General features: G+C 68.7%; 16 protein-coding genes. 6 read left to right on the top strand and 10 right to left on the bottom strand.

Annotation, left to right across the window (positions count from 1 at the left end; all coding sequences use genetic code 11):
- Window positions 1-97 precede the first annotated feature (97 nt).
- Window positions 98-1,135, bottom strand: a complete 1,038-nt coding sequence (gene ligD, locus DFO47_RS09530; protein WP_026264433.1) for a non-homologous end-joining DNA ligase — start codon at window positions 1,133-1,135, stop codon at window positions 98-100.
- Between the two features lie 68 nt (window positions 1,136-1,203).
- On the opposite strand from ligD, the gene DFO47_RS09525 reads away from it, so the two are divergent.
- Complete coding sequence (locus DFO47_RS09525; RefSeq protein ID WP_133831506.1) at window positions 1,204-1,881, top strand: alpha/beta family hydrolase; 678 nt, start codon at window positions 1,204-1,206, stop codon at window positions 1,879-1,881.
- A 77-nt stretch (window positions 1,882-1,958) separates the two neighbouring features.
- Here the strand turns inward: DFO47_RS09525 and hrpB are convergent, their stop codons facing one another.
- The 6 genes from hrpB to ribA form a co-directional block, all read right to left on the bottom strand.
- Entirely contained in the window at window positions 1,959-4,556 is a 2,598-nt protein-coding gene (gene hrpB / locus DFO47_RS09520) for an ATP-dependent helicase HrpB (RefSeq protein WP_133831505.1), read from the bottom strand.
- 43 nt (window positions 4,557-4,599) lie between these two features.
- Entirely contained in the window at window positions 4,600-5,133 is a 534-nt protein-coding gene (locus DFO47_RS09515) for a hypothetical protein (RefSeq protein ID WP_243835428.1), read from the bottom strand.
- 28 nt (window positions 5,134-5,161) lie between these two features.
- Window positions 5,162-5,464 carry a hypothetical protein gene (locus DFO47_RS09510; protein ID WP_018761221.1) on the bottom strand — a complete coding sequence of 101 codons (303 nt, stop codon included), beginning with the start codon at window positions 5,462-5,464 and terminating at the stop codon, window positions 5,162-5,164.
- 130 nt (window positions 5,465-5,594) lie between these two features.
- Window positions 5,595-6,110, bottom strand: coding sequence for a flavin reductase family protein (locus DFO47_RS09505; protein ID WP_109044648.1), 516 nt, complete (start codon window positions 6,108-6,110; stop codon window positions 5,595-5,597).
- Window positions 6,111-6,320: 210 nt separating this feature from the next.
- The gene (locus DFO47_RS09500) at window positions 6,321-7,259 is read right to left on the bottom strand and encodes a 5'-3' exonuclease (protein WP_208294391.1); all 939 of its coding nucleotides are present in this window, start codon (window positions 7,257-7,259) and stop codon (window positions 6,321-6,323) included.
- Between the two features lie 60 nt (window positions 7,260-7,319).
- Window positions 7,320-9,176 carry a GTP cyclohydrolase II RibA gene (gene ribA, locus DFO47_RS09495; protein ID WP_133831502.1) on the bottom strand — a complete coding sequence of 619 codons (1,857 nt, stop codon included), beginning with the start codon at window positions 9,174-9,176 and terminating at the stop codon, window positions 7,320-7,322.
- 265 nt (window positions 9,177-9,441) lie between these two features.
- On the opposite strand from ribA, the gene DFO47_RS09490 reads away from it, so the two are divergent.
- Together DFO47_RS09490 and DFO47_RS09485 are read left to right on the top strand one after the other, a co-directional pair.
- Window positions 9,442-10,734 carry a BNR-4 repeat-containing protein gene (locus DFO47_RS09490; protein WP_133831501.1) on the top strand — a complete coding sequence of 431 codons (1,293 nt, stop codon included), beginning with the start codon at window positions 9,442-9,444 and terminating at the stop codon, window positions 10,732-10,734.
- A gap of 130 nt (window positions 10,735-10,864) precedes the next feature.
- Window positions 10,865-11,794 (top strand): sugar phosphate isomerase/epimerase family protein, encoded by a 930-nt coding sequence (locus tag DFO47_RS09485; RefSeq protein ID WP_133831500.1) that lies wholly within the window; start codon window positions 10,865-10,867, stop codon window positions 11,792-11,794.
- Between the two features lie 79 nt (window positions 11,795-11,873).
- Here DFO47_RS09485 and DFO47_RS09480 read toward each other — a convergent pair whose 3' ends face one another.
- On the bottom strand, window positions 11,874-12,107 hold the full coding sequence (locus tag DFO47_RS09480) for a hypothetical protein (RefSeq protein WP_018761214.1): 234 nt from the start codon (window positions 12,105-12,107) through the stop codon (window positions 11,874-11,876).
- A 245-nt stretch (window positions 12,108-12,352) separates the two neighbouring features.
- Here DFO47_RS09480 and fdh point away from each other — a divergent pair, with 245 nt between their 5' ends.
- Genes fdh through nrfD form a run of 3 tightly spaced genes read left to right on the top strand, consistent with a single transcriptional unit; the run spans window position 12,353 to window position 17,360 of the window.
- A complete protein-coding gene (fdh, locus tag DFO47_RS09475) occupies window positions 12,353-15,595 on the top strand; it encodes a formate dehydrogenase (RefSeq protein WP_133831499.1) in 3,243 nt (1,080 codons plus the stop codon).
- On the top strand, window positions 15,592-16,419 hold the full coding sequence (locus DFO47_RS09470) for a 4Fe-4S dicluster domain-containing protein (protein ID WP_018761212.1): 828 nt from the start codon (window positions 15,592-15,594) through the stop codon (window positions 16,417-16,419). Before fdh ends, DFO47_RS09470 begins: the two co-directional genes overlap by 4 nt.
- On the top strand, window positions 16,416-17,360 hold the full coding sequence (gene nrfD, locus DFO47_RS09465) for an NrfD/PsrC family molybdoenzyme membrane anchor subunit (RefSeq protein ID WP_133831498.1): 945 nt from the start codon (window positions 16,416-16,418) through the stop codon (window positions 17,358-17,360). The genes DFO47_RS09470 and nrfD overlap by 4 nt, the downstream gene beginning before the upstream one ends.
- Window positions 17,361-17,420: 60 nt before the next feature.
- Here nrfD and DFO47_RS09460 read toward each other — a convergent pair whose 3' ends face one another.
- A complete protein-coding gene (locus DFO47_RS09460; RefSeq protein WP_109044655.1) occupies window positions 17,421-19,421 on the bottom strand; it encodes a VWA domain-containing protein in 2,001 nt (666 codons plus the stop codon).
- A 14-nt stretch (window positions 19,422-19,435) separates the two neighbouring features.
- Complete coding sequence (locus DFO47_RS09455; protein ID WP_109044656.1) at window positions 19,436-20,824, bottom strand: sigma 54-interacting transcriptional regulator; 1,389 nt, start codon at window positions 20,822-20,824, stop codon at window positions 19,436-19,438.
- Between the last annotated feature and the right edge of the window lie 67 nt (window positions 20,825-20,891).

Raw genomic sequence — 20,891 nt, 5'->3', positions numbered from 1 at the left:
CCTGCGTTGGCGTGGCACTGTGGCGGCGCCGCCGTCGTACTGTCCGACGACGACGGCGGCGCCACAGGGCCTACGTGCCCGTCGTGTCGGGCCCGGGTCAGTCGTTGTTGGCGTCGGCCGGCTTTCTTGCCCGGCTGGGCTGCACCCTGGGCGGTTCGCCCGGCATCTTGGGGTAGTCCGGCGGGAAGGGCATCTCCCCGAGTCCGTCCTTGCAGTCCCGGTCCCACCATTCCAGGAGCGTGTCGATGGTGCCGGGCTTGGCGCTGAAGTCAGCCCAGGGATCTCCCACCGTCTTCAAGCGTTCCGGCACCGTCAGGATGGTGAAGTTCTTTGGATCCGCTTTTTCCAGTTCCGCCCAGGTGAGGGGGCAGGACACGGGGGCGTGCGGGAGGGCCCGCGGGCTGTAGGCGCCGGCGATGGTACGGTCCCGGTTGGCCTGGTTGTAGTCGAGGAACACCCGGCGGCCGCGTTCTTCCTTCCACCAGGCCGTGGTCACCTTGTCCGGGATCCGGCGCTCCACCTCCCGGGCGGCGGCGATGACGGCGTGCCGGACATCAAGGAACTCGCGGTTTGGCTCGATGGGAGCGTAGACGTGCAGGCCGCGGTTTCCGGAGGTCTTGACGAAGCCGGTGAGCCCTGCCTCCGCAAGGACGTCCTTGAGCACCAGGGCAGCGGGGACGGCGTCGCCGAAATCTGTCCCGGGCTGCGGGTCGAGGTCGATGCGGAGTTGGTCCGGATTGTCGGTGTTTTCCGCCCGGGACGGCCAGGGGTGGAAGACCACGGTGTTCATCTGGACGGCCCAGACGGCAGCTGCCGGTTCGTCAAGGACCAGTTGGGGATGGGACCTGGCGCTGGGGTACACCACCTTGACGGACCTGACGAAGTCCGGCGTGCCCTTTGGCGGGTTCTTTGAGAAGAACATCTCGCCTTCGATGTTGTCCGAGTACCGCTGGAGGGACACGGGCCGGTCCCCGTTGGCGGCAATGAAGGCCTCCCCCACGTCGCAGATATACCTGGCGAGGTCCAACTTGGTCAGGCCCAGGTCCGGCCAGAGGACGCGGCTGGGGCTGGAGATGCGCATTTCGCGCTCGCCGTTGGGACCTTGGACGGTGATGGTGGTCTGTTCGCTCGCCATGGGGACAACGTACACCCGGCCGCCGGCAGACACCGGCATATGCGGCCGCCCTCGGGCATGATGGATCCATGCCCCACCCCGACCATCAGCTCGTCATCGCTGCAGGTGACGCCACGTTTTCGGCCATCTACGCGCGCCCGCACCAACCCACCGCAACAGTGGTGGTGACGCACGGCGCAGGAGCCGGGATGGACCACCCGTTCCTGCGCGGATTCACGGACGCCCTTAACGGCCTGGGCCTGGCCACCCTGCGCTTCAATTTTCCGTACCGGGAGGCAGGGCGGAAGTTCCCCGACCGCCCTCCGGCTGCCATCGCCGCCTGGCGGGCCGCCATGGACACAGCCCGCGCCCAGGCGAAGGCCAACGGCGACAGCGGCCCCGTCTGGGCGGCGGGCAAGTCATTCGGCGGCAGGATGGCATCCATGGCCGTTGCCGACGGCATGGCCGCCCAGGGCCTGGTGTACCTGGGCTACCCGCTGCATGCCCCCGGCAAACCGGAGAAACTCCGGGACGGGCACCTGTACGGGATCACGGTGCCGATGCTGTTCCTGCAGGGAACGCGCGACACGTTTGCCACCCCCCACATTTTGACGGACGTCGTGGCCCGGATCGGCTCCAATGCGGTCCTGGAGTGGGTGGAGGGCGGTGACCACTCCTTTGCCGTGGCGGGAAACAAGCGCCCCACCGACGAGGTGGGTGCGTCGCTGGCGCTTCCAGTGGCCCGGTTCATCGCCGCGCACGCTTAGGGCGCCTGGCAGCGTCGCCCGTTCATCTGATACCTCACGGGCAGGCCGCGGGTGCTGCCCGCCGCCCCCTAACGGCCCTATGTGCGTGGCTTGGCGCGTGCGCTCGCCGGGGCTGACCACGGATCCTCCGGCCAGGGGTGCTTGGGGTAGCGGCCGCGCATTTCGGTACGCACCTGGGCATATGGGCCGGACCAGAAAGAGGTCAGGTCGTCCGTGACGGCCAGGGGGCGGCGTGCCGGGGACAGCAGGTGGAAGAGCACCGGAACCCGTCCGCCGGCAAGCCGGGGTGATTCAGCCAGCCCGAAGCATTCCTGGAGTTTCACCGCCACCACGGGCGCCGCGCCGTCGTCGCCAGGCTCCGGGTACTCGATCCGGACCCGCGAACCGCTGGGCACTTCAAGCCATTCCGGAGCGAGCTCGTCGAGCCTGGCGGCCTCGGGCCACGGGAGCAGCCCGCGCAGCGCCCCGGCCAGGTCGAGGGAATCCAGCGGCGCCCCCGCGGCGAGGGCTTCCAACCCGGTTCCCAGCCACTCTTCCAGCCGGGCCAGCAGGGCCGTATCCGAGACATCGGGCCACGGCTCCCCTGCCTGGCGGTGCAGGAAAGCGAGCCGGCTCCGGAAGGAGGCCGCCGCCGTCGGCCAGGAAAGGGCTGCCAGCCCGCCCGCCTGGAAAGCGGCTGCCACCGCGGCCCTGCCTTGGGCGGCCGTGGGACGCACCGGTGTCGAGGCAAGTACGACCGCCCCCAGCCGCTTGGTCCTGCGGGCCGTCAGCCGCCCTCCGCTGAAGCGCGTGTCCACGGTTTCAGCCAGCAGGTGCGCGGCCGCAGTTTCGGCCATGGTGGCGGACAAGGGTGCCGCGGCGCGGATCACGGCACCGGTTCCGGCCGCGTCCCGGCCACCGGCCCGCGAAACGTCGGCCACGGCCAGCCATTCGTGGCCTGAGAGGGTACTGCCGCCGGGGAGGCCCGCCCGGGTGCCCGACGTGAACAGGTACTGCCCCGACCCCTCGCTGCCGGGGACGCGGCGTGCCACGCGGTCGGGATAGGCGAGGGCGACGACGGCGCCCACAGCTTCGCCCCGGCCCGGGGGCAACACCGCGGGGGCATGGCGGTCCGGCTGCCGGCGGGCCAGGGACGCCAGGCGTTTGGTTTCCTCGGCCCAACGCCGGCCGGCAGGCCCGGGATCTGCCCGCAGCTGGGCCAGGAGCCGGGGAAGGTCCGCCCCGGGCGCGCGGTGGTCCCCGGAGAGCGCAGCCACCACCTCGGCGGCCAGCCGGGTCCCGGCGGATGCGGCACCTTCAAGCAACGCCCGGGCCAGCCGGGGGTCGGCGGGTACGGCCGCGAGCAGCCGGCCTTCGGCCGTCACGTGGCCGTCGTCGGTTACGGCGCCGAGCTCCCGCAGGACCTCGACGGCGTCATCCATGGCCTGGCGGGGCGGCACGTCCGGCAGAGGCAAGCCCTTCCCGCCGGGCGAGCCCCAGCAGGCCAGGGTCAACGCCGCGCTGGTCAGGTCCGCCACGTTGATCTCCGGCGTGACGTGCGCCGGCGCGGCACCGTAGGCCTGCTGGCTGTAACAGCGGACCACGGTGCCCGGGCCTTGCCGGGCCGCGCGTCCTGCGCGTTGCTCAGCGGATGCCCGGGAACAGGAAACGGTGACAAGCCCGCTCATTCCGCGGCCCGCATCGCGCCTGGGCTCCCGGGCCAGGCCGGAATCGATGACCAACCGCACGCCGGGCACGGTCAGGGACGACTCGGCAAGGTCCGTGGAGACGACGATCCGTGGGCCGTCCCCGGGGTGCCGGCCGGACACGGCCCTGTCCTGTTCGGCCGCACCAATCCGGCCGTGCAGTTCCAGGACATCCACGCTGCTGCCCAGCCTGCCGCGCAGGGCCGCGGCCACGTGCGAGACCTCCCGGGCTCCCGGAACGAAGACCAGGGCGTCCACGGAGCTGTCTGCCGCGGCGTGGGCCTCCGCAGCCGTGGCGGCCACTTCGTCAAGGAAAGCGCGCGTCACTCCCCCGGCGTCAAGGCGCGGCGCTTGTGCCGGGAGCCACTGCACCTCGAGCGGGTAATGCACCGCCGGGCAGTCCACCACGGGGACCGGGCGGCCGGATGTGCCCAGCAGCGCAGCGAACCTGGGTGCGTCGAGGGTGGCTGACATGGCGACGACGGCAAGGTCACCGCGCAGCTCGCGGACCTCGGCGAGCATCCCGACCAGGAGGTCGGTTTCGAGGCCGCGTTCGTGCACCTCGTCCAGGACGACGGCGGCCGTCCCGTCCAGGCCCGGGTCCGCCAGGAGCCGGCGCAGGAGGATGCCGGGGGTGACGAACTCAATCCGGGTGTCCGGGCCTGCCCGGCGTTCGCCGCGGACCGTGTAGCCCACCCGCCCGGCAGCCGGGCTGCCAACAAGTTCCGAGAGCCGCCGGGCTGCTGCGCGGGCTGCGACGCGCCGCGGCTGGGTGACGACGACGCGGCCCGAGGTGCCCACAAGGTTGGCCAGCAGGGGCGGGACGAGGGTGGTCTTTCCGGTTCCCGGCGGGGCCTGCACCACGGCGGCGGCCCCGGGGCCGGTTTCCAGTGCCTGCCGCAGCCGGGGAACGGAGGCTGCGAAGGCAAGGCCGGCGCCAATGGCGCGGAGGTCAAAGCCGTCGTCGGCTTGGCCTGCAGGAGGAATCATCCATCTATTCTCCCCTGACCGGGACGAGTTCTTTGGCGCCCGGTCAGGGCTTGCCTTGGCCTTTGGCCTTGCCCTTGGCTTCCTTCGCCGCATTCGAACGCCCCGCGCCCGGCGGATCGGCGGCGGGCACCGGTTCAGGCGCCACGGCCGGTTCGGCCGGTTCGGCCGGAACGCTTCCAGCCTCACCCGGTGCTGCGGACAGCTCGCCGCCGGCCGGAGCAGCCTGTGGTGCCTCGGGGGGCGCAACTGCCGCGACCTTTGCTGCGATGTCGGCCCGGACGGAGGCCAGTGCGCTGTGGATGCCGTTGTACCGCTCGGGTGAAAGCCGCCCGTCCGCCGCCGCCTCGCCGAGGTCTTTCTCCAGTGCCTCAAGGGCTGACAAAGCGCCGTCCATCCTGTTTTCGGCCGCCGCCTGGCTGATGCCCAGCACCCGGACCTGGAAGCCCCGCAGCACGCCCTGGTCGGTGCGCCCGGGACCGATGCCCGCAGCGCCGGCAACCAGTATGGCCGCGACGGCAACGCACACGAGGATCAGGGCACGCGTTCTGCGGCGCCGCCGGCTGCCGGGCTCTGTCACGCGGTCATTGTCCGTGTCGCGTCCGGCTTCAGGCCGCATGCCGGCCACGGAGCGGGACGACGGAGGGTGCGCGCTGGGGCAGGGCGGTAACGGTGGCGGGGTCCGCGTGCTCCTGGGCTGCCGGCGTCCTCCGCGAGCCGAAAGTCGACCGCGCCAGGAAGTGGCGGACCGCGGTGCGGATCCAGGTGGTGAGGAACAAGCCGATCCCCATCCCGAGGAGCACGTGTCCGGCAACGTAATGTTGCCCGGCTCCCGGGCCCCCTTCGGCTGCCATCGCCACGCCGCCGGCGGTCAACATCACTGACAGGGCCGTTCCTGAGATAACGCCCATGGCTCCTGCTCCATCCCATTTAGTCAGCACGCTTACTGGTATTGCTCAGCAAGCTTACTACTTGGCGGGGCTGATTCAAGAGCCGGGGGTTGACGCCGGGACGGTGGGCCGGCCGACAAACCGGCCCCGGTCAGCCTGCAGCTTCGAGCAGGCGTTCGACCGGCGAGATCCCTGCATAGCGTCCCTTGAAAAACAACAGCGGCTCAGCGTCCACCCGGGCATCCAGGTGCCGTACCGCGGCCACCACGATGGTGTGGTCACCGCCGTCGTATTCCGCGTGCAGTTCGCAGTCGAGCCAAGCCAGGGCGTCATCCAGGACGGGATTGCCCAAGGGCGACGACGTGTGGCTGACTCCGGCGAACTTGTCCGACCCGGAGCGGGCGAACTGACCTGCGAGGTGCTGGTGTTCAGCCGGGAGGATGTTGATGGCGAAGGTGCCCGCACTGCGGAGCACAGGCCAGGTGGTGGACGTACGCGCCGGGCTGAACGTGACGAGCGCCGGGTCAAGGGACAGGGACGCGAACGACTGGCACGTAAAGCCTGCCGGGCCTTGTGGCGTGGAGCTTGTGATTACCGTCAATCCGCTGGCAAAAGTTCCAAAGATATCCCGAAGCCGGCGTGGAGCGAGATCTGATGTGGCGGTCATAATGTGGCCTCTCGTTTGGATCGTTACCTCACCAAACCATCAGCGGATTGCACGTTCAAACCGCCTGAAATGAGCCGACGCCTGCCGCAACGAAACGTCACGGCCGTACACCCGGCGTCATCCAAACCTCGCTCCGGGACGTCCAGCATGTCCCGGTTTTACGCAATAAACAGTCATCCCGGACCCGGCCGGCAGCACCGGCGTCGTCCGTCAGGCTTGCTGGTCCAGTGCGGCGAGCAGCCGGCGGACCGAGCCTCCGAGGTTCCAGTCCCCGGCCGCCTGCTCAAGCTCGGCGCGCCGACTGCCGGTCACGGGCCGGAGCCGGGCCCCCGCCTCGTCCAGGGTGGGCAGCTCCAGGTTGCGGACCAGGCGCACGACGGCGGGGGCGGCTTCCAGGTATTCGGCGGCGGCGTCCAGCCTGGCCCGGACCGGGCCGGATACCCCGCCGCCGGGCTCATCGGCTGCTGCCAGCAATCGTTCCAGGGTGCCGTACTTCAGGAGCAGTGACGACGCTGTCTTCTCACCGATCCCGGCAACGCCCGGCAGTCCGTCCGAGGCGTCCCCGCGCAGGGTGGCGTAATCGGCATACTGCTGCGGCAGGACCTTGTATTTGGCCACCACGGTTTCCTCCGTGACCACCTCCAGGTTCTTCATGCCGCGCGCGGTGTAGATCACCCGGACGCCGCGTTCGTCGTCGCAAACCTGGAACAAGTCCCGATCTCCTGTGACTACGTCCACCGGGAAGGCGGCGTGGCTGGCATAGGTGCCCACGACGTCGTCGGCCTCATGGTCTGCGGCCCCCACAATGGCAATGCCGGCGAGCTCAAGGGTCCGGCGGATCATGGGCAATTGGGCCTCAAGGCCCTCGGGGACCACCTCGATGTCGGTCCCGCCCGGTACCGCCTTCGCCACCCGGTGTGCCTTGTACGTGGGGATCAGGTCAACCCGCCACTGGGGCCGCCAGTCGTTGTCCCAGCACGCCACCAGATGGGTGGCCTGGTAGTCGGTGGTGAGCCGCGCGATCATGTCCAGCAGGCCGCGGACAGCGTTTACCGGCGTACCGTCCGGCCGCCGGATGCTGTCCGGAAGGCCGTAGAAGGCACGAAAGTACAGGGAAGCAGTGTCAAGCAGCATCAGGCGCTGGGGCATACCTGATCCTGACACGGATTTCCCGCCTGCGGCTGCACCGGGCAACCGACGCCGCGCTGCCTAGAAGGACAGCATGGTGAATTCCATGCCCAGCAGGCCGCGGCCCGCCTGCTCCAGGATGGGGTCGAGGCCCAGGGTGGGGTGGCTCAGGAGCACGCCGACGTCGCGCTGGATCCGCTGCAGCGGATGGGACAGGCGGTGGGCACTGGCGCCCGATCCGGCGACGGCTAGCCGGACCGCCTTCTGGGCGGCTTCCGCGCTTAGGGCCAGCGACAGCCGGAACGAGGCCCGCTCCCGCGCGGCAGGCCCACTGGGCGCCGACCCGTCCCCCGGCAGCAGGGACAGTGCCGCCTGCCAGTGCAGTTGGGCGGTGGCCACCAGCCCGGACGCCTTGGCGTAGCGGGTTTGCGCCGGGACATAGTCTGCCTGCCGGGTGATGGTGCCGTTCTTTTCCTTCCGGCGCAGCAGCTGGTCCCGGAACAGCTCCAGGGCATACTCTGCGGAGCCAAGTGCCGCCGCCGGGGCCACCAGGTTGAGCAAGGTTGACATCGGCGCAGAGATCAGTGGTTCGGAGTGGAGCTCGGCGCCGGGATTGTCGGGGCCGCTGAGCACGGCCCAGTCCATGACCCGGTCCGCCGGAACGATGAGCGAGTCCGCGCGGAGGTCGTTGCTGCCGGTTCCCCTGAGCCCGTCCGTATGCCACGCGTCCACCAGTTCCAGGTCGGTGAGCGGAACCAGCGCCTGCAACCGGATGCCGTCGTGCTGCACCGCCAACAGGACCCATTGCGAGTGCATGATGCCCGAAGCGAAGCTCCAGTGGCCCGAAACCGCATATCCGCCCGGTACCTTCCGCGCCGAACCAACCGGGGCACTGGTTGCGGCGGCGAGCGGCATCACGCCGCCGCAAAAAACGTCGTCCTGCACCTTCCGGGGCCAGCGTGCCAGCATCCAGGCGTGCTCCGCCAGGTGCCCGGCGGTCCAGGCCGTGGAGGCGCAACCCCGTGCGAGGCCCCTGATGGCTTCCCCGTACGTCTGTGCGCCCAGGCCATACCCGCCGACACCCGCGGGCGCCAGGAGACGGAAGATGCCGGCGGCCCCCAGGTCCCGCATCGTCCCCTCCGGGAGCCGGCGCAGCTGCTCGGCCTCCTCCGCCCTGGCGCGCAGGGCGGGGATCAGGGCTTCCACGCGGCCCAGCATGTCCGCGTGACCGGGGGCGCGGCCCGAGCCTTCCGGGGCGGCGCGGACGACGGCGGCCTGGCCGAGCTCCAGCGTATGTCCGGTCCGGTCCCGCTTGGCGGCGAGGTAGCGGGAGTTGGCCTCGGAGAGGTGGACACCGGTGGGGATCTTTTCGGCGGCGGCGATGCCGAGTGCGGCCAGCTGCGAAGCTTTGTCGGGATTGTTGCTCAACAGCCTCACCGACGTGGCGCCCAGGGCATTGAGCATCTGGGCTGCCGCCGTATAGTCGCGTTCATCCTCGCCGTGGCCGAGGGCAAGGTTGGCGTCATAGGTGTCAAGGCCCTGGTCCTGCAGGGCGTAGGCATCGAGTTTGGGGTAAAGGCCAATGCCGCGGCCTTCCTGGCGGAGGTAGAGCAGGAAGCCTCCGGAGGCAGCAATGCGTTCCACGGCTTCCCGGAGCTGCGGTCCGCAGTCGCAGCGCTCGCTGCCAAAGACGTCCCCTGTCATGCATTCGCTGTGCAGCCGGACCAGGGGCGCCGTTGCGCCGCCGAGGAGGGCCTGCTCCCAGTTACCCAGGGCCAGCAGCAGGTGTTCGCGGCCGTCCACCAAGCCATGGAACGTCATGACGACGGCGGTCGTGGCGTAGCCGTCGACGAACCGGAGCGGGACGCTGACCTGGCTGCGGACGGTGGCCGCGGGCAGGGCGGACGAATGCGGTGCGGAATGGGCAATTGCTGTCATTGCGGGCCTCGGCGATCATCATAAATGGTTGAAGATTAAAGTAAGGGTATCCCGCATTAGTTCAAGCTTCAAGCATTGTGTCCGGATAAGTCGGGGCTGCCTGAACGTTCGAATCCGACCGGTTTTGGCCACACCCTTGACCACCGCATCCGGGCGCGCCGATACTTCCATATGGTCCAACCACACAGCCCATGACGGCTCCGTGGCCGACGCCAGGCGGCGCACCCACGGGTGGAACCCACCCCACAACGAGAGCAGGATTCCGATGCCCGGCATGCAGACCACCATCAATGACAACGGCGCATGGTGCTGGTTCCAGGACGAGCGCGCCCTGGTGGACCCGGCCAACAACACGCTGCTGGTGGGCTCCGTGGCAGCCCCCGGGGGCGCCGGGGGCGACAGGCGGGGCGGAAACATCGAGGTTGCCGTACTTGACCTTGCTACCGGTGACAGCCAGGTCCACGTTGTCCACACAAGGCTGGAGCCGGACGACCACAACGCCCCGGCGCTCCTGATCAGGCCCGATGGCCGCTACCTGGCGATGTATGCCAAACACAAAACGGACAACTACTCCCGCTGGCGGATCTCCACCCGGCCACATGACGCCTCCGAATGGGGCCCGGAGGAACACTTCGACTGGACGGAGCTGGCCGGCGGCCGCGGCGCGACCTACTCGAACCTGCACCGGCTCGCTGCCGAGTCCCGGGTGTACAACTTTGTCCGTGCCATCAACGACGACCCCAGCCTTCTGGTGTCAGGAGATGACGGCACCACATGGCGATTCGGCGGAAAACTCTTCACCCGCCCCAAGATCGGCTACGTCAACGGCTACACCCGATACTGCGGAAACGGGACGGACCGCATTGACCTCATCACCACCGACCACCACCCGCGGGACTTCAACAACAGCATCTACCACGGCTACATCCGCGACGACGCCCTGCACGACGCCCGGGGCCAGGTGGTCAGCAAGCCGCTGATCGGCTCGCCGGGGATCAACCAGGCTGCACTGACCACAGTGTTCGCGGCGGGAACGGACATTGACGGCGACATCCTTACCCACGGCTGGACCGTGGACCTGCGCCGCCAGGGGCAGGACCTGGCCGCCATCATCAGCTGCCGCGCCAACGACGTCAACGGCCCGCTGCAGCGGGAGCAGCCGCTCGACGTCGATGATCACCGGCTGCTGTACGCCCGGTTCGACGGGAGGCAGTGGAACCTGCACCCGCTGGCGGCCGCCGGCCCGGCCCTGCTGCCGCACGAGCAGGACTATACGGGCCTGGGCGCGCTGGACCCGCATGACCTCAACCAGGTGTACATCTCCACTCCCATCGACCCGCGGACCGGGCAGGCCACCGGCCACTACGAGATCTACCGGGGCAGGACGCGGGACGGCGGCGCCACCTTTGGCTGGGAAGCGGTCACAGAAGGCTCCGCAGTGGACAACCTCCGGCCCATGGTGCCGCCCGGGGATCCCTCCACCCACGCTGTCTGCTGGTTCCGCGGCAGCATGACCTCGTCCCAGGACTATGCGACAGACGTGGTGGTCCTGCATTGATGCCGGGCGCCCGGACCACCCGGGACCCGGTGACCGAGTGTGATCGAACCGGCGCCGGCCGTTGACCCCGCCGCACCCCGTGCGCCAGTGTTGAAACGTTATTAGCGACTGCGAACGGCCAGGACGACGAATGCACCACCCAGCGGAGCTCGAACCAACACTGACGGTGTCAACACTGGGGGCGCCCGGCGAAAGCCTGGACACGGTCCTGTCCTGGTTGGTGGCGCACGGTGCACGGGGAGTGGAGCTGCGGCTTGGCCCCGGCCAGATCGCCGCCCCGGCCATGACCCGGCGCGAACGCTCCGAACTCCGGTCCCGGATCGAAGATTCAGGCCTGGCCGTCACCGGGGTGGCCAGCTACATCAGGGTCGCGGAACCAATTGCCGATGAACTGGTGGTGGGAGCACTCGAAGCGGCGCTGATCCTGGCGCATGATCTCGGCGCGCCGGCCGTCAGGGTATTCCCGGGAGCCCCCGTCCACCCCTGCGGATACGACAGGGTTCCCGAAACCATCCAAGCCAGGCAGGAAGCCAACGCCCTGGCAGCCGGCCGGCTGACCGCCGTCGCACGCTTTGCCCGGGATCTGGGAACGTACCCGGCGCTTGAAACGCACGATTCACACCCCCGCGGCAGCGACATCGCCGCCATCCTGGACATGGTGGATGGGCCCGCAGGCGCCGTCTGGGACCTCATGCATCCGTGGCGGGTGGGCGAGACCCTCGGCGAAACGTGGCGGGCCCTGCAGCCCTGGCTCACCGGCGGAGCGGGCAGCGTCCAGGTCAAGGACGCCCGGTTGCCCGCCAGCCGGACCCCGGCCTTTGTCGGCACAGGCACCCTCCCGGTCGATGCCTTTGCCGGGCTGCTCCGGGACGCCGGCTACGCCGGTCCCGTCTGCCTGGAGTGGGAGAAGGCGTGGCACCCCGACGCACCGCCACTGGACGAGGCACTCGGATCCGCGGTGCGGTGGTTCCGGCGCCACTGGCCTGCGCGGCCAGGAGCCGACACCGCCGCACCTTTTCAGCCCCAGCCCTTCCCTGGAGACATCATGATGGAGCCGTGACCTGAACTCACCCCTGGAACTTCCGGGGACAACAGCACCGCCAACGCCTTCACCGCGCGGCGGCTGCCCAACTCTGGATTCAGCCTGTCGTGGGCTCTTCGCCGTTGGCGACAGCTTCGATCCAATCCACGGCCCCATCAGTAAGTTGGGGACCGTCAGCTGATTCTCCAGCCCACCATTCAGGATCGGTCGAGCCGCCGGTGACGGCCATGATGTCCGTGATGACAAGGGCCGGCAAGGGCTCGCCGTTGTGCTCAATGAGCCACGTGCGTGTTTCGTCGCCTACCAGCGGCCACCAGGCGGATATCTTCATGAACGCAGTATCGCACCGACGATGGTGCGTGCCTACACTCATTCGCGGGCGCAATGTCCGGGCACCCGCGGCAATCCGATGTCGCAACTTTTCGGAGGGCAGTCCTCGGACATGTGGTCACCACCCACCGGTTGAGTCCGCTTCCACAAGCCGGTGCAGAAATGCTAAGCCCCTGTTAGCATTTTCCCCACATGCATGTGACCCGTGCCACAGGCATGTCGATTCGACGACCAAAGGGGTGCCCCATGGTGAATCCGCTGCAATGGCCAGTGCTGCGCCAACTGCTCGAGAACGATCCCACGGGCAGGCATCATGCCGTGAAGTCACCCGCCACCGAAAACCTCACGCCCCGGACCGCCACCGCAGACCACGTGGTCCCTTCGGTGTGCCCCTACTGCGCTGTGGGATGCGCCCAACGGGTCTACGTCAAAGACGGGACGGTCATCCAGATCGAGGGCGACCCGGACTCCCCGATCAGCCGGGGACGGTTGTGCCCCAAAGGCTCGGCCTCGCTGCAGCTGACCACCGGTGACTCCCGCGAAAAGTACGTTCTCTACCGCCGGCCCCACGGTACTGACTGGGAGCGGCTCGACCTTGAAACAGCCATGGACATGGTGGCCCAACGCGTGGTGGACACCCGCCGGAAGACCTGGGAATGGGAATCCGGGGGCCTCCGCACCCGCCGCAGCATGGGAATCGCCAGCTTGGGCGGCGCCACCCTGGACAACGAAGAAAACTACCTGATCAAGAAGCTGTTCACCTCCCTGGGGATCGTCCAGGTGGAGAACCAGGCGCGGGTCTGCCACAGCTCCACGGTGGCCGGCCTTGGCACGAGCTTCGGCCGGGGCGGCTCCACCACCTATCTCCAGGACCTCCAACGCGCCGACTGCATCCTGATCCAGGGATCAAACTTCGCCGAAGCACACCCCGTCGGATTCCAATGGGTCCTGGAAGCGAAGGAACGCGGGGCAAAAATCATCCACGTGGATCCCCGGTTCTCCCGCACCAGCGCCATGGCCGATACGTTTGTTCCAATCCGCGCCGGGACGGACATCGCCTTCCTGGGCGGCCTGGTCAACTGGGTCATTGGCCACGATGCGTACTTCCACGACTACGTCGTCAACTACACCAACGCCGCTACCATCCTCGGCAAGGATTTTCGCGATACCGAAGACCTCGACGGCCTCTTCTCCGGATTCAACCGGGACGATTCCTCCTATGAAACCGAAAGCTGGCAGTACGAGGGAGGCTTCGCGGCTGCGTCCTCCGGTGAACGGGACGCGGACGAGCAGGAAGGCAGCAGGCTGGGTGAATCCTCGCACGCCCAGTCCCATGGTTCCGGCGGGCCCGGCGTGGCCGGGAAGTGGCACCGCGACGAGACCTTGCAGGATCCGCGCTGCGTGTTCCAGGTCCTGCGCCGGCACTACTCGCGGTACACCCCGGAGATGGTGGAAGAGGTGTGCGGGGTACCGCAGGCCTTGTTTGAGGAGGTGGCCGAAGCGCTCACCAGCAACTCGGGCCGGGACCGGACCACGGCCTTCGCCTACGCCGTGGGCTGGACGCAGCACACCACAGGGACGCAGTACATCCGGGCCGCATCGGTTTTGCAGCTCCTGCTGGGCAACATCGGCCGGCCCGGTGGCGGGATAATGGCCCTCCGCGGGCATGCCAGCATCCAGGGCTCCAGCGACATCCCCACCCTCTTCGACCTGCTGCCCGGCTACCTGCCCATGCCGCACGCCAAGCAGCACCTGGACTTGGCCGGCTACGTCGAGGCGGACTCCGCCAAGCAGGGCTTCTGGGCCAACATGTCCGCCTACACCGTGAGCCTGCTCAAGGCCTGGTGGGGGGACGCCGCCACGGCAAGCAACGACTACTGCTTCGACTACCTTCCCCGGATCACCGGCAGCCACAGCACCTACGACACCGTCATGGCGCAGCTGGAAGGAATCTGCAAGGGCTACTTCCTCATGGGCGAAAACCCCGCCGTCGGATCCGCCAACACCCACCTGCAACGTGCCGGGATGGCCAACCTCGACTGGCTCGTGGTCCGCGATTTCTCCCTGATCGAAAGCGCCACCTGGTGGAAGGACGGCCCGGAAATCGCCACCGGCCAGATGCGCACGGAGGACATCGGCACGGAAGTCTTCTTCTTTCCGGCCGCAGCCCACACGGAAAAGGCCGGCAGCTTCACCAACACCAACCGCCTTGTCCAGTGGCGCGAGCAGGCCGTGGAGCCTGGCGCCGAGCGCCGCAGCGACCTCTGGTTCATCTGGCACCTTGGCAACCGCATCCGGAAGCTGCTCGCGGACTCGCGCGACGACGTCGACCGTCCCATCCTGGACCTGACGTGGGACTACCCCACCGTCGGCACCCAGGATGAACCGGACGCGGACGCCGTTTTCGCCGAGATCAACGGCCGCGGCCCCGACGGCAACCCGCTCTCCGCCTACACCCAGCTCAAGGACGACGGCTCCACCTCATGCGGCTGCTGGATCTACTGCGGCTGCCGCGCCGACGGCGTCAACCAGGCGGCCCGGCGGAAACCCCACACCGAGCAGGATATTTCCAGCCGCGAGTGGGGCTGGGCATGGCCGGCCAACCGGAGGGAACTGTACAACCGGGCCTCCGCCGATCCGGAGGGACGGCCGTGGAGCGAGCGGAAAAAGCTCATCTGGTGGGACGCGGACGCCGGGACATGGACCGGCGACGACGTCCCCGACTGCGAGCCCGCCAAACCACCGTCCTACCGTCCCGCCGAGGACGCCACGGGCACCGACGCCCTCTCCGGCATCGACCCGTTCATCATGCAGTCCGACGGAAAAGGTTGGCTCTTCACCCCCGCCGGCCTGACCGACGGGCCGCTCCCCACACACTATGAGCCGCAGGAATCCCCCTTCGACAATGCCCTCTACGGGCAGAACCGGAACCCGGTCCGGAAGCTCCTCAAACGTGACGGCAACCGGTACCAACCCAGTGGCCGCGAACCGGGGGCGGAGGTGTACCCGTTCGTGCTGACCACCTACCGGCTCACGGAGCACTTCACCGCCGGGGCCATGACCCGTTGGCTGCCCTACCTTGCCGAGCTGCAGCCGGAGTCGTTCTGCGAAGTGTCACCGGAACTGGCGGCCGAGCGGGGGCTCACCAACAACGGCTGGGCCACCCTGGTCTCGGCCCGCGGAGCCATCGAGGCCAGGGTCCTGGTGACCGGCCGGATGAAACCGCTCACCGTGCAGGGCCGCACCGTGCACCAGATCGGGATGCCCTACCACTGGGGCCCCAACGGGCTCAGCCACGGTGATGCGATGAACGAGCTCTCCTCCATCGCCATGGACCCGAACGTCCACATCCAGGAGGTCAAGGCATTGACAGTGGACATCCGTCCCGGGCGGAGGCCGCAAGGGCCGGCCTTGCCATCCCTGGTGGCGGAATACCGTCAGCGGGCAGGCATTGATGAGCACACCGGCCAGGAAGGAATCAAGGCATGAGCGTCACCCAGTTGGGAATGCCCGCCATCGGAGCACCCGGTGAAGCACGCAAGGGCTTCTTCACGGACACCAGCCTCTGTATCGGCTGCAAGGCTTGTGAGGTGGCCTGCAAGGAGTGGAACTCGCTGCCTGCGGAGAGGCCGTTACAACTCACCGGTGAGTCCTTTGACAACACTTCCCGGCTCAGCGCGGACACCTGGCGGCACGTGGCCTTCATCGAGAAGAAGGTTCCGGCTCCGGCGGCTGGCGGAACCGAGGGCATCAAGTGGCTGATGTCCTCGGATGTCTGCAAGCATTGCACCAACGCCGCCTGCCTGGATGTGTGCCCCACCGGGGCGTTGTTCCGTACCGAGCATGGCACGGTGGTGGTCCAGCAGGACATCTGCAATGGCTGCGGGTACTGCGTTTCGGCGTGTCCGTACGGCGTGATCGACCAGCGGCCCGACGACGGCCGCGCCTTCAAGTGCACCATGTGCTACGACCGCCTGGGTGTCGGCGAAGAGCCGGCCTGCGCCAAGGCATGCCCCACCCAGTCCATCCAGTACGGTGAGCTTGATGAGCTCCGGGAACGGGCCGACGCCCGGGTCGCGGAGCTCCACGAGCGGGGCGTGGACGAGGCCAGGCTCTACGGCAGGGATCCCGACGGCGGGGTGGGCGGTGACGGGGCCTTCTTCCTGCTGCTGGATGAACCCGAAACCTACGGGCTGCCGCCGGACCCGGTAGTGACCACCAGGGACCTGCCTGCCATGTGGCGGCGGGCCGCGGGTGCTGCTGCCGGGCTCCTGGCGGGGGCCGCCGTCGTCTTCTGGGGAGCCAGGAAGTGAGCCGCCGCCGGGAGCGTGAGGAATTCACCTCATACTATGGCCGGCCCATTCTCAAGGAACCCACCTGGGAGGCGGCGGACATCGCGGGGTACATTTTTGCCGGCGGCGTGGCTGCGGCCTCCTCCATGCTGGCGGCCGGCGCGCAGTACACGGGGCGGCCCGCACTGGAACGCCGGGCCAAGCTCACGGCGCTGACCGCGATCTCGGTGTCCGCAGCGGCGCTGGTGCATGACCTGGGCCGGCCGGAACGGTTCCTCAACATGCTGCGGGTGGCCAAACCCACCTCGCCCATGAGCATGGGTTCGTGGATCCTTTCCGTGTACGGCCCGCTCGCCGGCGCGAGTGCGGCCGCCAACATCACGGGACTGTTCCCGGCGGCCGGGCGGGCCTGCGGCCTCGGCGCAGCTGTCAGCGGTTCCGCGGTGGCCACGTACACGGCGGTGCTGCTGGCCGACACCGCGGTTCCCACCTGGCATGACGCCCACGAAATCCTGCCGTTTGTGTTTGCCGGTTCGGCCGCCGCTGCCGGCGGCGGCATCGCAGCCGCCCTGGCGCCCGTCCCGGAGGCCGGTCCTGCGCGGCGCATGGCAGTGGCGGGTGCGCTGCTGGAAACGGTGGCGAGCCTGCGGATGGAACGCAGCGGCCACCTGAGCACGGAGACACTGCGGGAGGGCCGGGGCGGTACGTTGATGCGCCTGTCCAAGGCCTTCAGCATCGGCGGCGCCGTGGGGCTGGCCCTCGGCGGTCACCGGTCGCGCACCGTCAGCGTCGTGGGTGGCCTCGCCGTGGCTGCGGGGTCGGCCATGCTGCGGTTCGGTGTCTTCGAGGCCGGAAAAGCGTCGACGCGCGACCCCAAGTATGTGGTGGTCCCCCAGCGGGAGCGCCTCAACGCTGCCGAAGCCGTCAGGAGGGAAGCCGCCGGCATCGACGCGGCAGCCTGAGCGGGCCGCCTGAACGGAAGCCGCAGCCCGGGCCGGGACGCTGCGGAGCGCCCGGCCCGGTCAGAACCAGTCGCCGTCGGCGTAGGCGCTGCGGACGTGCGCCCGGAGGTATTCCCCCACCACGGCTGCGCCCAGGTCGCCGACGTCAGGGGCCACCACGCGGCCGTCCACCCGGCGTGCCAGGCGCTGGATGAAGCGCTCCAGCCCGGGATCGTTCCCAAGCCGGAAAAACGTGGTCTGTGTCCCCGCCCTTCCCAACCGGTCCAGCTCGGCAACGGTGGCCCGGATGGTTTCCGCGTCCGGCGGCCAGTTGAACCAGGAGTCTCCGTCCGGCAACAGGTGGGCGGTCGGTTCCCCGTCCGTCACCACCAGGAGCACCGGCTGCATGGAGGGGTGCCGGCGGAAGAAGCGGCCGGCCAGCAGCAGCCCGTGGTGGAGGTTGGTGCCCTGTTCCCGCAGGGCCGGCAGGGCCGTCAGTTCCGCGATGTCCATGGACTGGGCGTAACGGCCGAAGGTCACCAGCTGCAGCCGGTCACCGCGGAACCGGGTGGACACCAAGTGGTGCAGGGCCAGCGCCGTGCGCTTCATCGGGACCCACCGCCCCTCCGCGGCCATGGAAAAGGAGACGTCCACCAGCAACGCGACGGCGGCCTGGGTCCGGGCCTCGGTTTCGGTTACCTCGATGTCCCCGACGGCGAGGCGCAGTCCGCGCGCCGGATCGCCGCCGTCGGCCATGGTGCGGCGGATGGCGTTGGTCAAGGTGCGCGTCACGTCCCACGGTTCGGCGTCGCCGAACTCCCACTGGCGGCTGGAGCCGGACTGTTCACCGGCGGCCCCTGCCGTCCGGGTATCCCTGTTTCCCTGCCGCCCGGACAGCTGTTTGGCGGTGTCGCGCAGCAGCGACTTGCCGAGCCGGCGCATGGCCTGCGGCGAGAGCCGGAGGTCGCCGTCGGCGCCGCGGCGCAGGTAGCCGCCCTCCTGCATGGCCCGCTCGATTTCGGCAAGAGTGCGGGCGCTGACGGCCGCACCCTCACCAAGTTGACGGGCCAGCGCGTCGAGGTCAAGGTCATCGAGCCGGGATCCGTTGTAGGACTGGGACAGCTGTTCGGAGAGCTCATCAAGTTCCGCGATGTCCTGCAGGACGCCGGTTCCGTCGCCCAGGCCGAGTCCTTCCTGCCCCTCGAACCGTTCCGAGCCGCTCCAGTCCTCCCCTGGGCGCAGTGCCTGCAAGGAGGCGTCGAGCTCGCTGAGCTGGGCCATCAGTTCCGGCGAGCCGAATGCCTGGGCGGACAACTGCATCAATTCCGCGCGCTGTTCGGCGGACATGGACTGCAGGAGCCGCTGGGCGGCGGCGGCACGTTGCGCCAGGGCATCCACGAGCTCTTCCACTGATTGCGGGTCTTCCGGGAAGAACTGGCCGTGCTTGGCCATGAACTCCTGGAAATCGGCCTCGGTGTCTTCGCCGCGGCGGTGCTTCGCCAGCAGCCCGTTGAGGTCCCGGAGCATGGCATTGACGGCCTCGCGGTCCTCATCGGTGGCGCTCTCCAGCGCCTGTTTCATTCCGGCAAACCGCTGTTCCAGGACCTCCCGACCCAGCAGGTCCTTGATCCGGTCGTACGCTTCCTTGGCGGTTCCGGACTGCCAGTCGTAGGAGGCGAGCTCGTTGACCGCTGCGGCGGTGGAGGCCGGCAGGTTCTGGAGCTGCATCTCGCGGAAGTCGCGTTCGGTGTTGTCCATCATGGCGTCCCGGGCCAACTGCTTGCGTTCCTCCAGCACGGCGGTATCCAGGAGCTTCCTGACTTCCTCCAGCGTGCCGTCCAGCCGGTGCCTGCTGAGCAGGTCCCGCCGCCGCTCCTGCACGCGGCGGGCAAGGTCGTCCAGGCCTTCGCGGTTCCGTCCACCTCGCCGCAGGAACTCTTGCAGGGCATGCCGCGGCGAATAGCCTGCCATCACGTCGTCGGCGACGGCGTCGAGCACTTCCGCCAGGTCCACCGGCGGAGCCAGGGGGTCCGGGCCGCCGGTGTACCGGCCGTACCTGGCGGACCTTTTGTGGATGGCCATGCTGCCTCCTGCGCCTAGCCGTAGATGGTTTCCTCGTCGTCGGACTCCTTGGAGATCCGCCGGCCCAGGTAGAGCCCTTCCAAGGCCAGTTCGACGGCGGCAGCCCGCTGTCCGTCGTTCGTTGCACCCAGGCGGCGGCCGATTTCGTCGTAGAGGCCGGAGCCGTTGAGGGACGGGAGGTTAGCGAGGAACTCCTGTGCCGTGACTTGCTCCCCGGTGGTGACGGTTCGGTGGCCGTCCAGGGCCGATACGAGCGGTCCCATATCGAGGCCTTGGAAGTGGGCCCTGACGGCCTCTGCGGTGGCGGTGCGGAGGAGGTGGTCGAGGATGCCTTGTTCGCGGCCTTCCTCACCCGATTCGAACTCGATCTTGCCGGTCAGGACTTCCACGGCAGGTTCAAGGTCGATGATCCGGGCCACGGCGTGGTCCTCCCCGCGGAGCCGGGCCCGGCGGAGCGCCGCCGCGGCCACGGTTTCGGCACCGGCGATCGCGAACCTGGCCGAAACTCCGGAGGTCTGGTTGATGGCCGGGGACTCGCGCAGCGCCCGGGTGTAGCGGGCAAGGATCTCCAGGATGAAGGGCGGGACGTCAGCCACCAGCCGGCCCTCCTGCCGGATGACGGAGACCTCGTCCTCGAGTTCGATCGGGTAGTGGGTCCTGATCTCGGCACCGAAGCGGTCCTTCAGCGGGGTGATGATCCGGCCGCGGTTGGTGTAGTCCTCCGGGTTGGCGGAGGCCACAACAAGCACATCGAGGGGCAGCCGCAGTACGTACCCGCGGATCTGGATGTCACGTTCCTCCATCACGTTCAGCATGGACACCTGGATGCGTTCGGCCAGGTCCGGGAGCTCGTTGATGGCGATGATGCCGCGGTTGGAGCGCGGAATAAGCCCGTAGTGGATGGTCTCCGGATCCCCGAGCCTTCGGCCCTCGGCCACGCGCATGGGGTCGACGTCGCCGACGAGATCCGCCACGGACGTGTCCGGCGTTGCGAGCTTCTCGACGTACCGTTCGGAACGGTGCCGCCAGCCGATCCTCAACCGGTCCCCCTCGGCCCGGACGCGGGCCAGGGACTGTTCGGTGATCGGCTGATAGGGGTGTTCGTTCAGTTCCGAGTCCTCAATCACCGGGGACCATTCGTCCAGCAACCCGGCCAAGGTGCGGAGCAGGCGGGTTTTGCCCTGTCCGCGTTCTCCCAGCAGCACGAGGTCATGGCCGGCGATCAGGGCTCGCTCAAGCTGGGGCAGGACGGTCCGGCTGAACCCATAGAGGCCAGGCCACGGGTCACGACCTGCTGCCAGGGCGGCGAGGAGATTGTCGCGGATTTCGTGCCTCAGGTCCTTGAGGACATGGCCCGCTGCTCGGAGTTCACCAACGGTGTAGATTTCGGGGCGGTCAGTCACTCCTCTACCGTAATCCCCGCCCTGAAGGTAATCGATAGATTCCTCCAAATTCCTGGACCGACATGCC

This window comes from Arthrobacter sp. AG258 (genome assembly GCF_004364695.1).
In the GTDB taxonomy this organism is placed as follows: Bacteria; Actinomycetota; Actinomycetes; order Actinomycetales; family Micrococcaceae; genus Arthrobacter.
The sequence above is the reverse complement of the archived record's forward strand: the minus strand, read 5'-3'. Positions and strand labels throughout refer to the sequence as shown.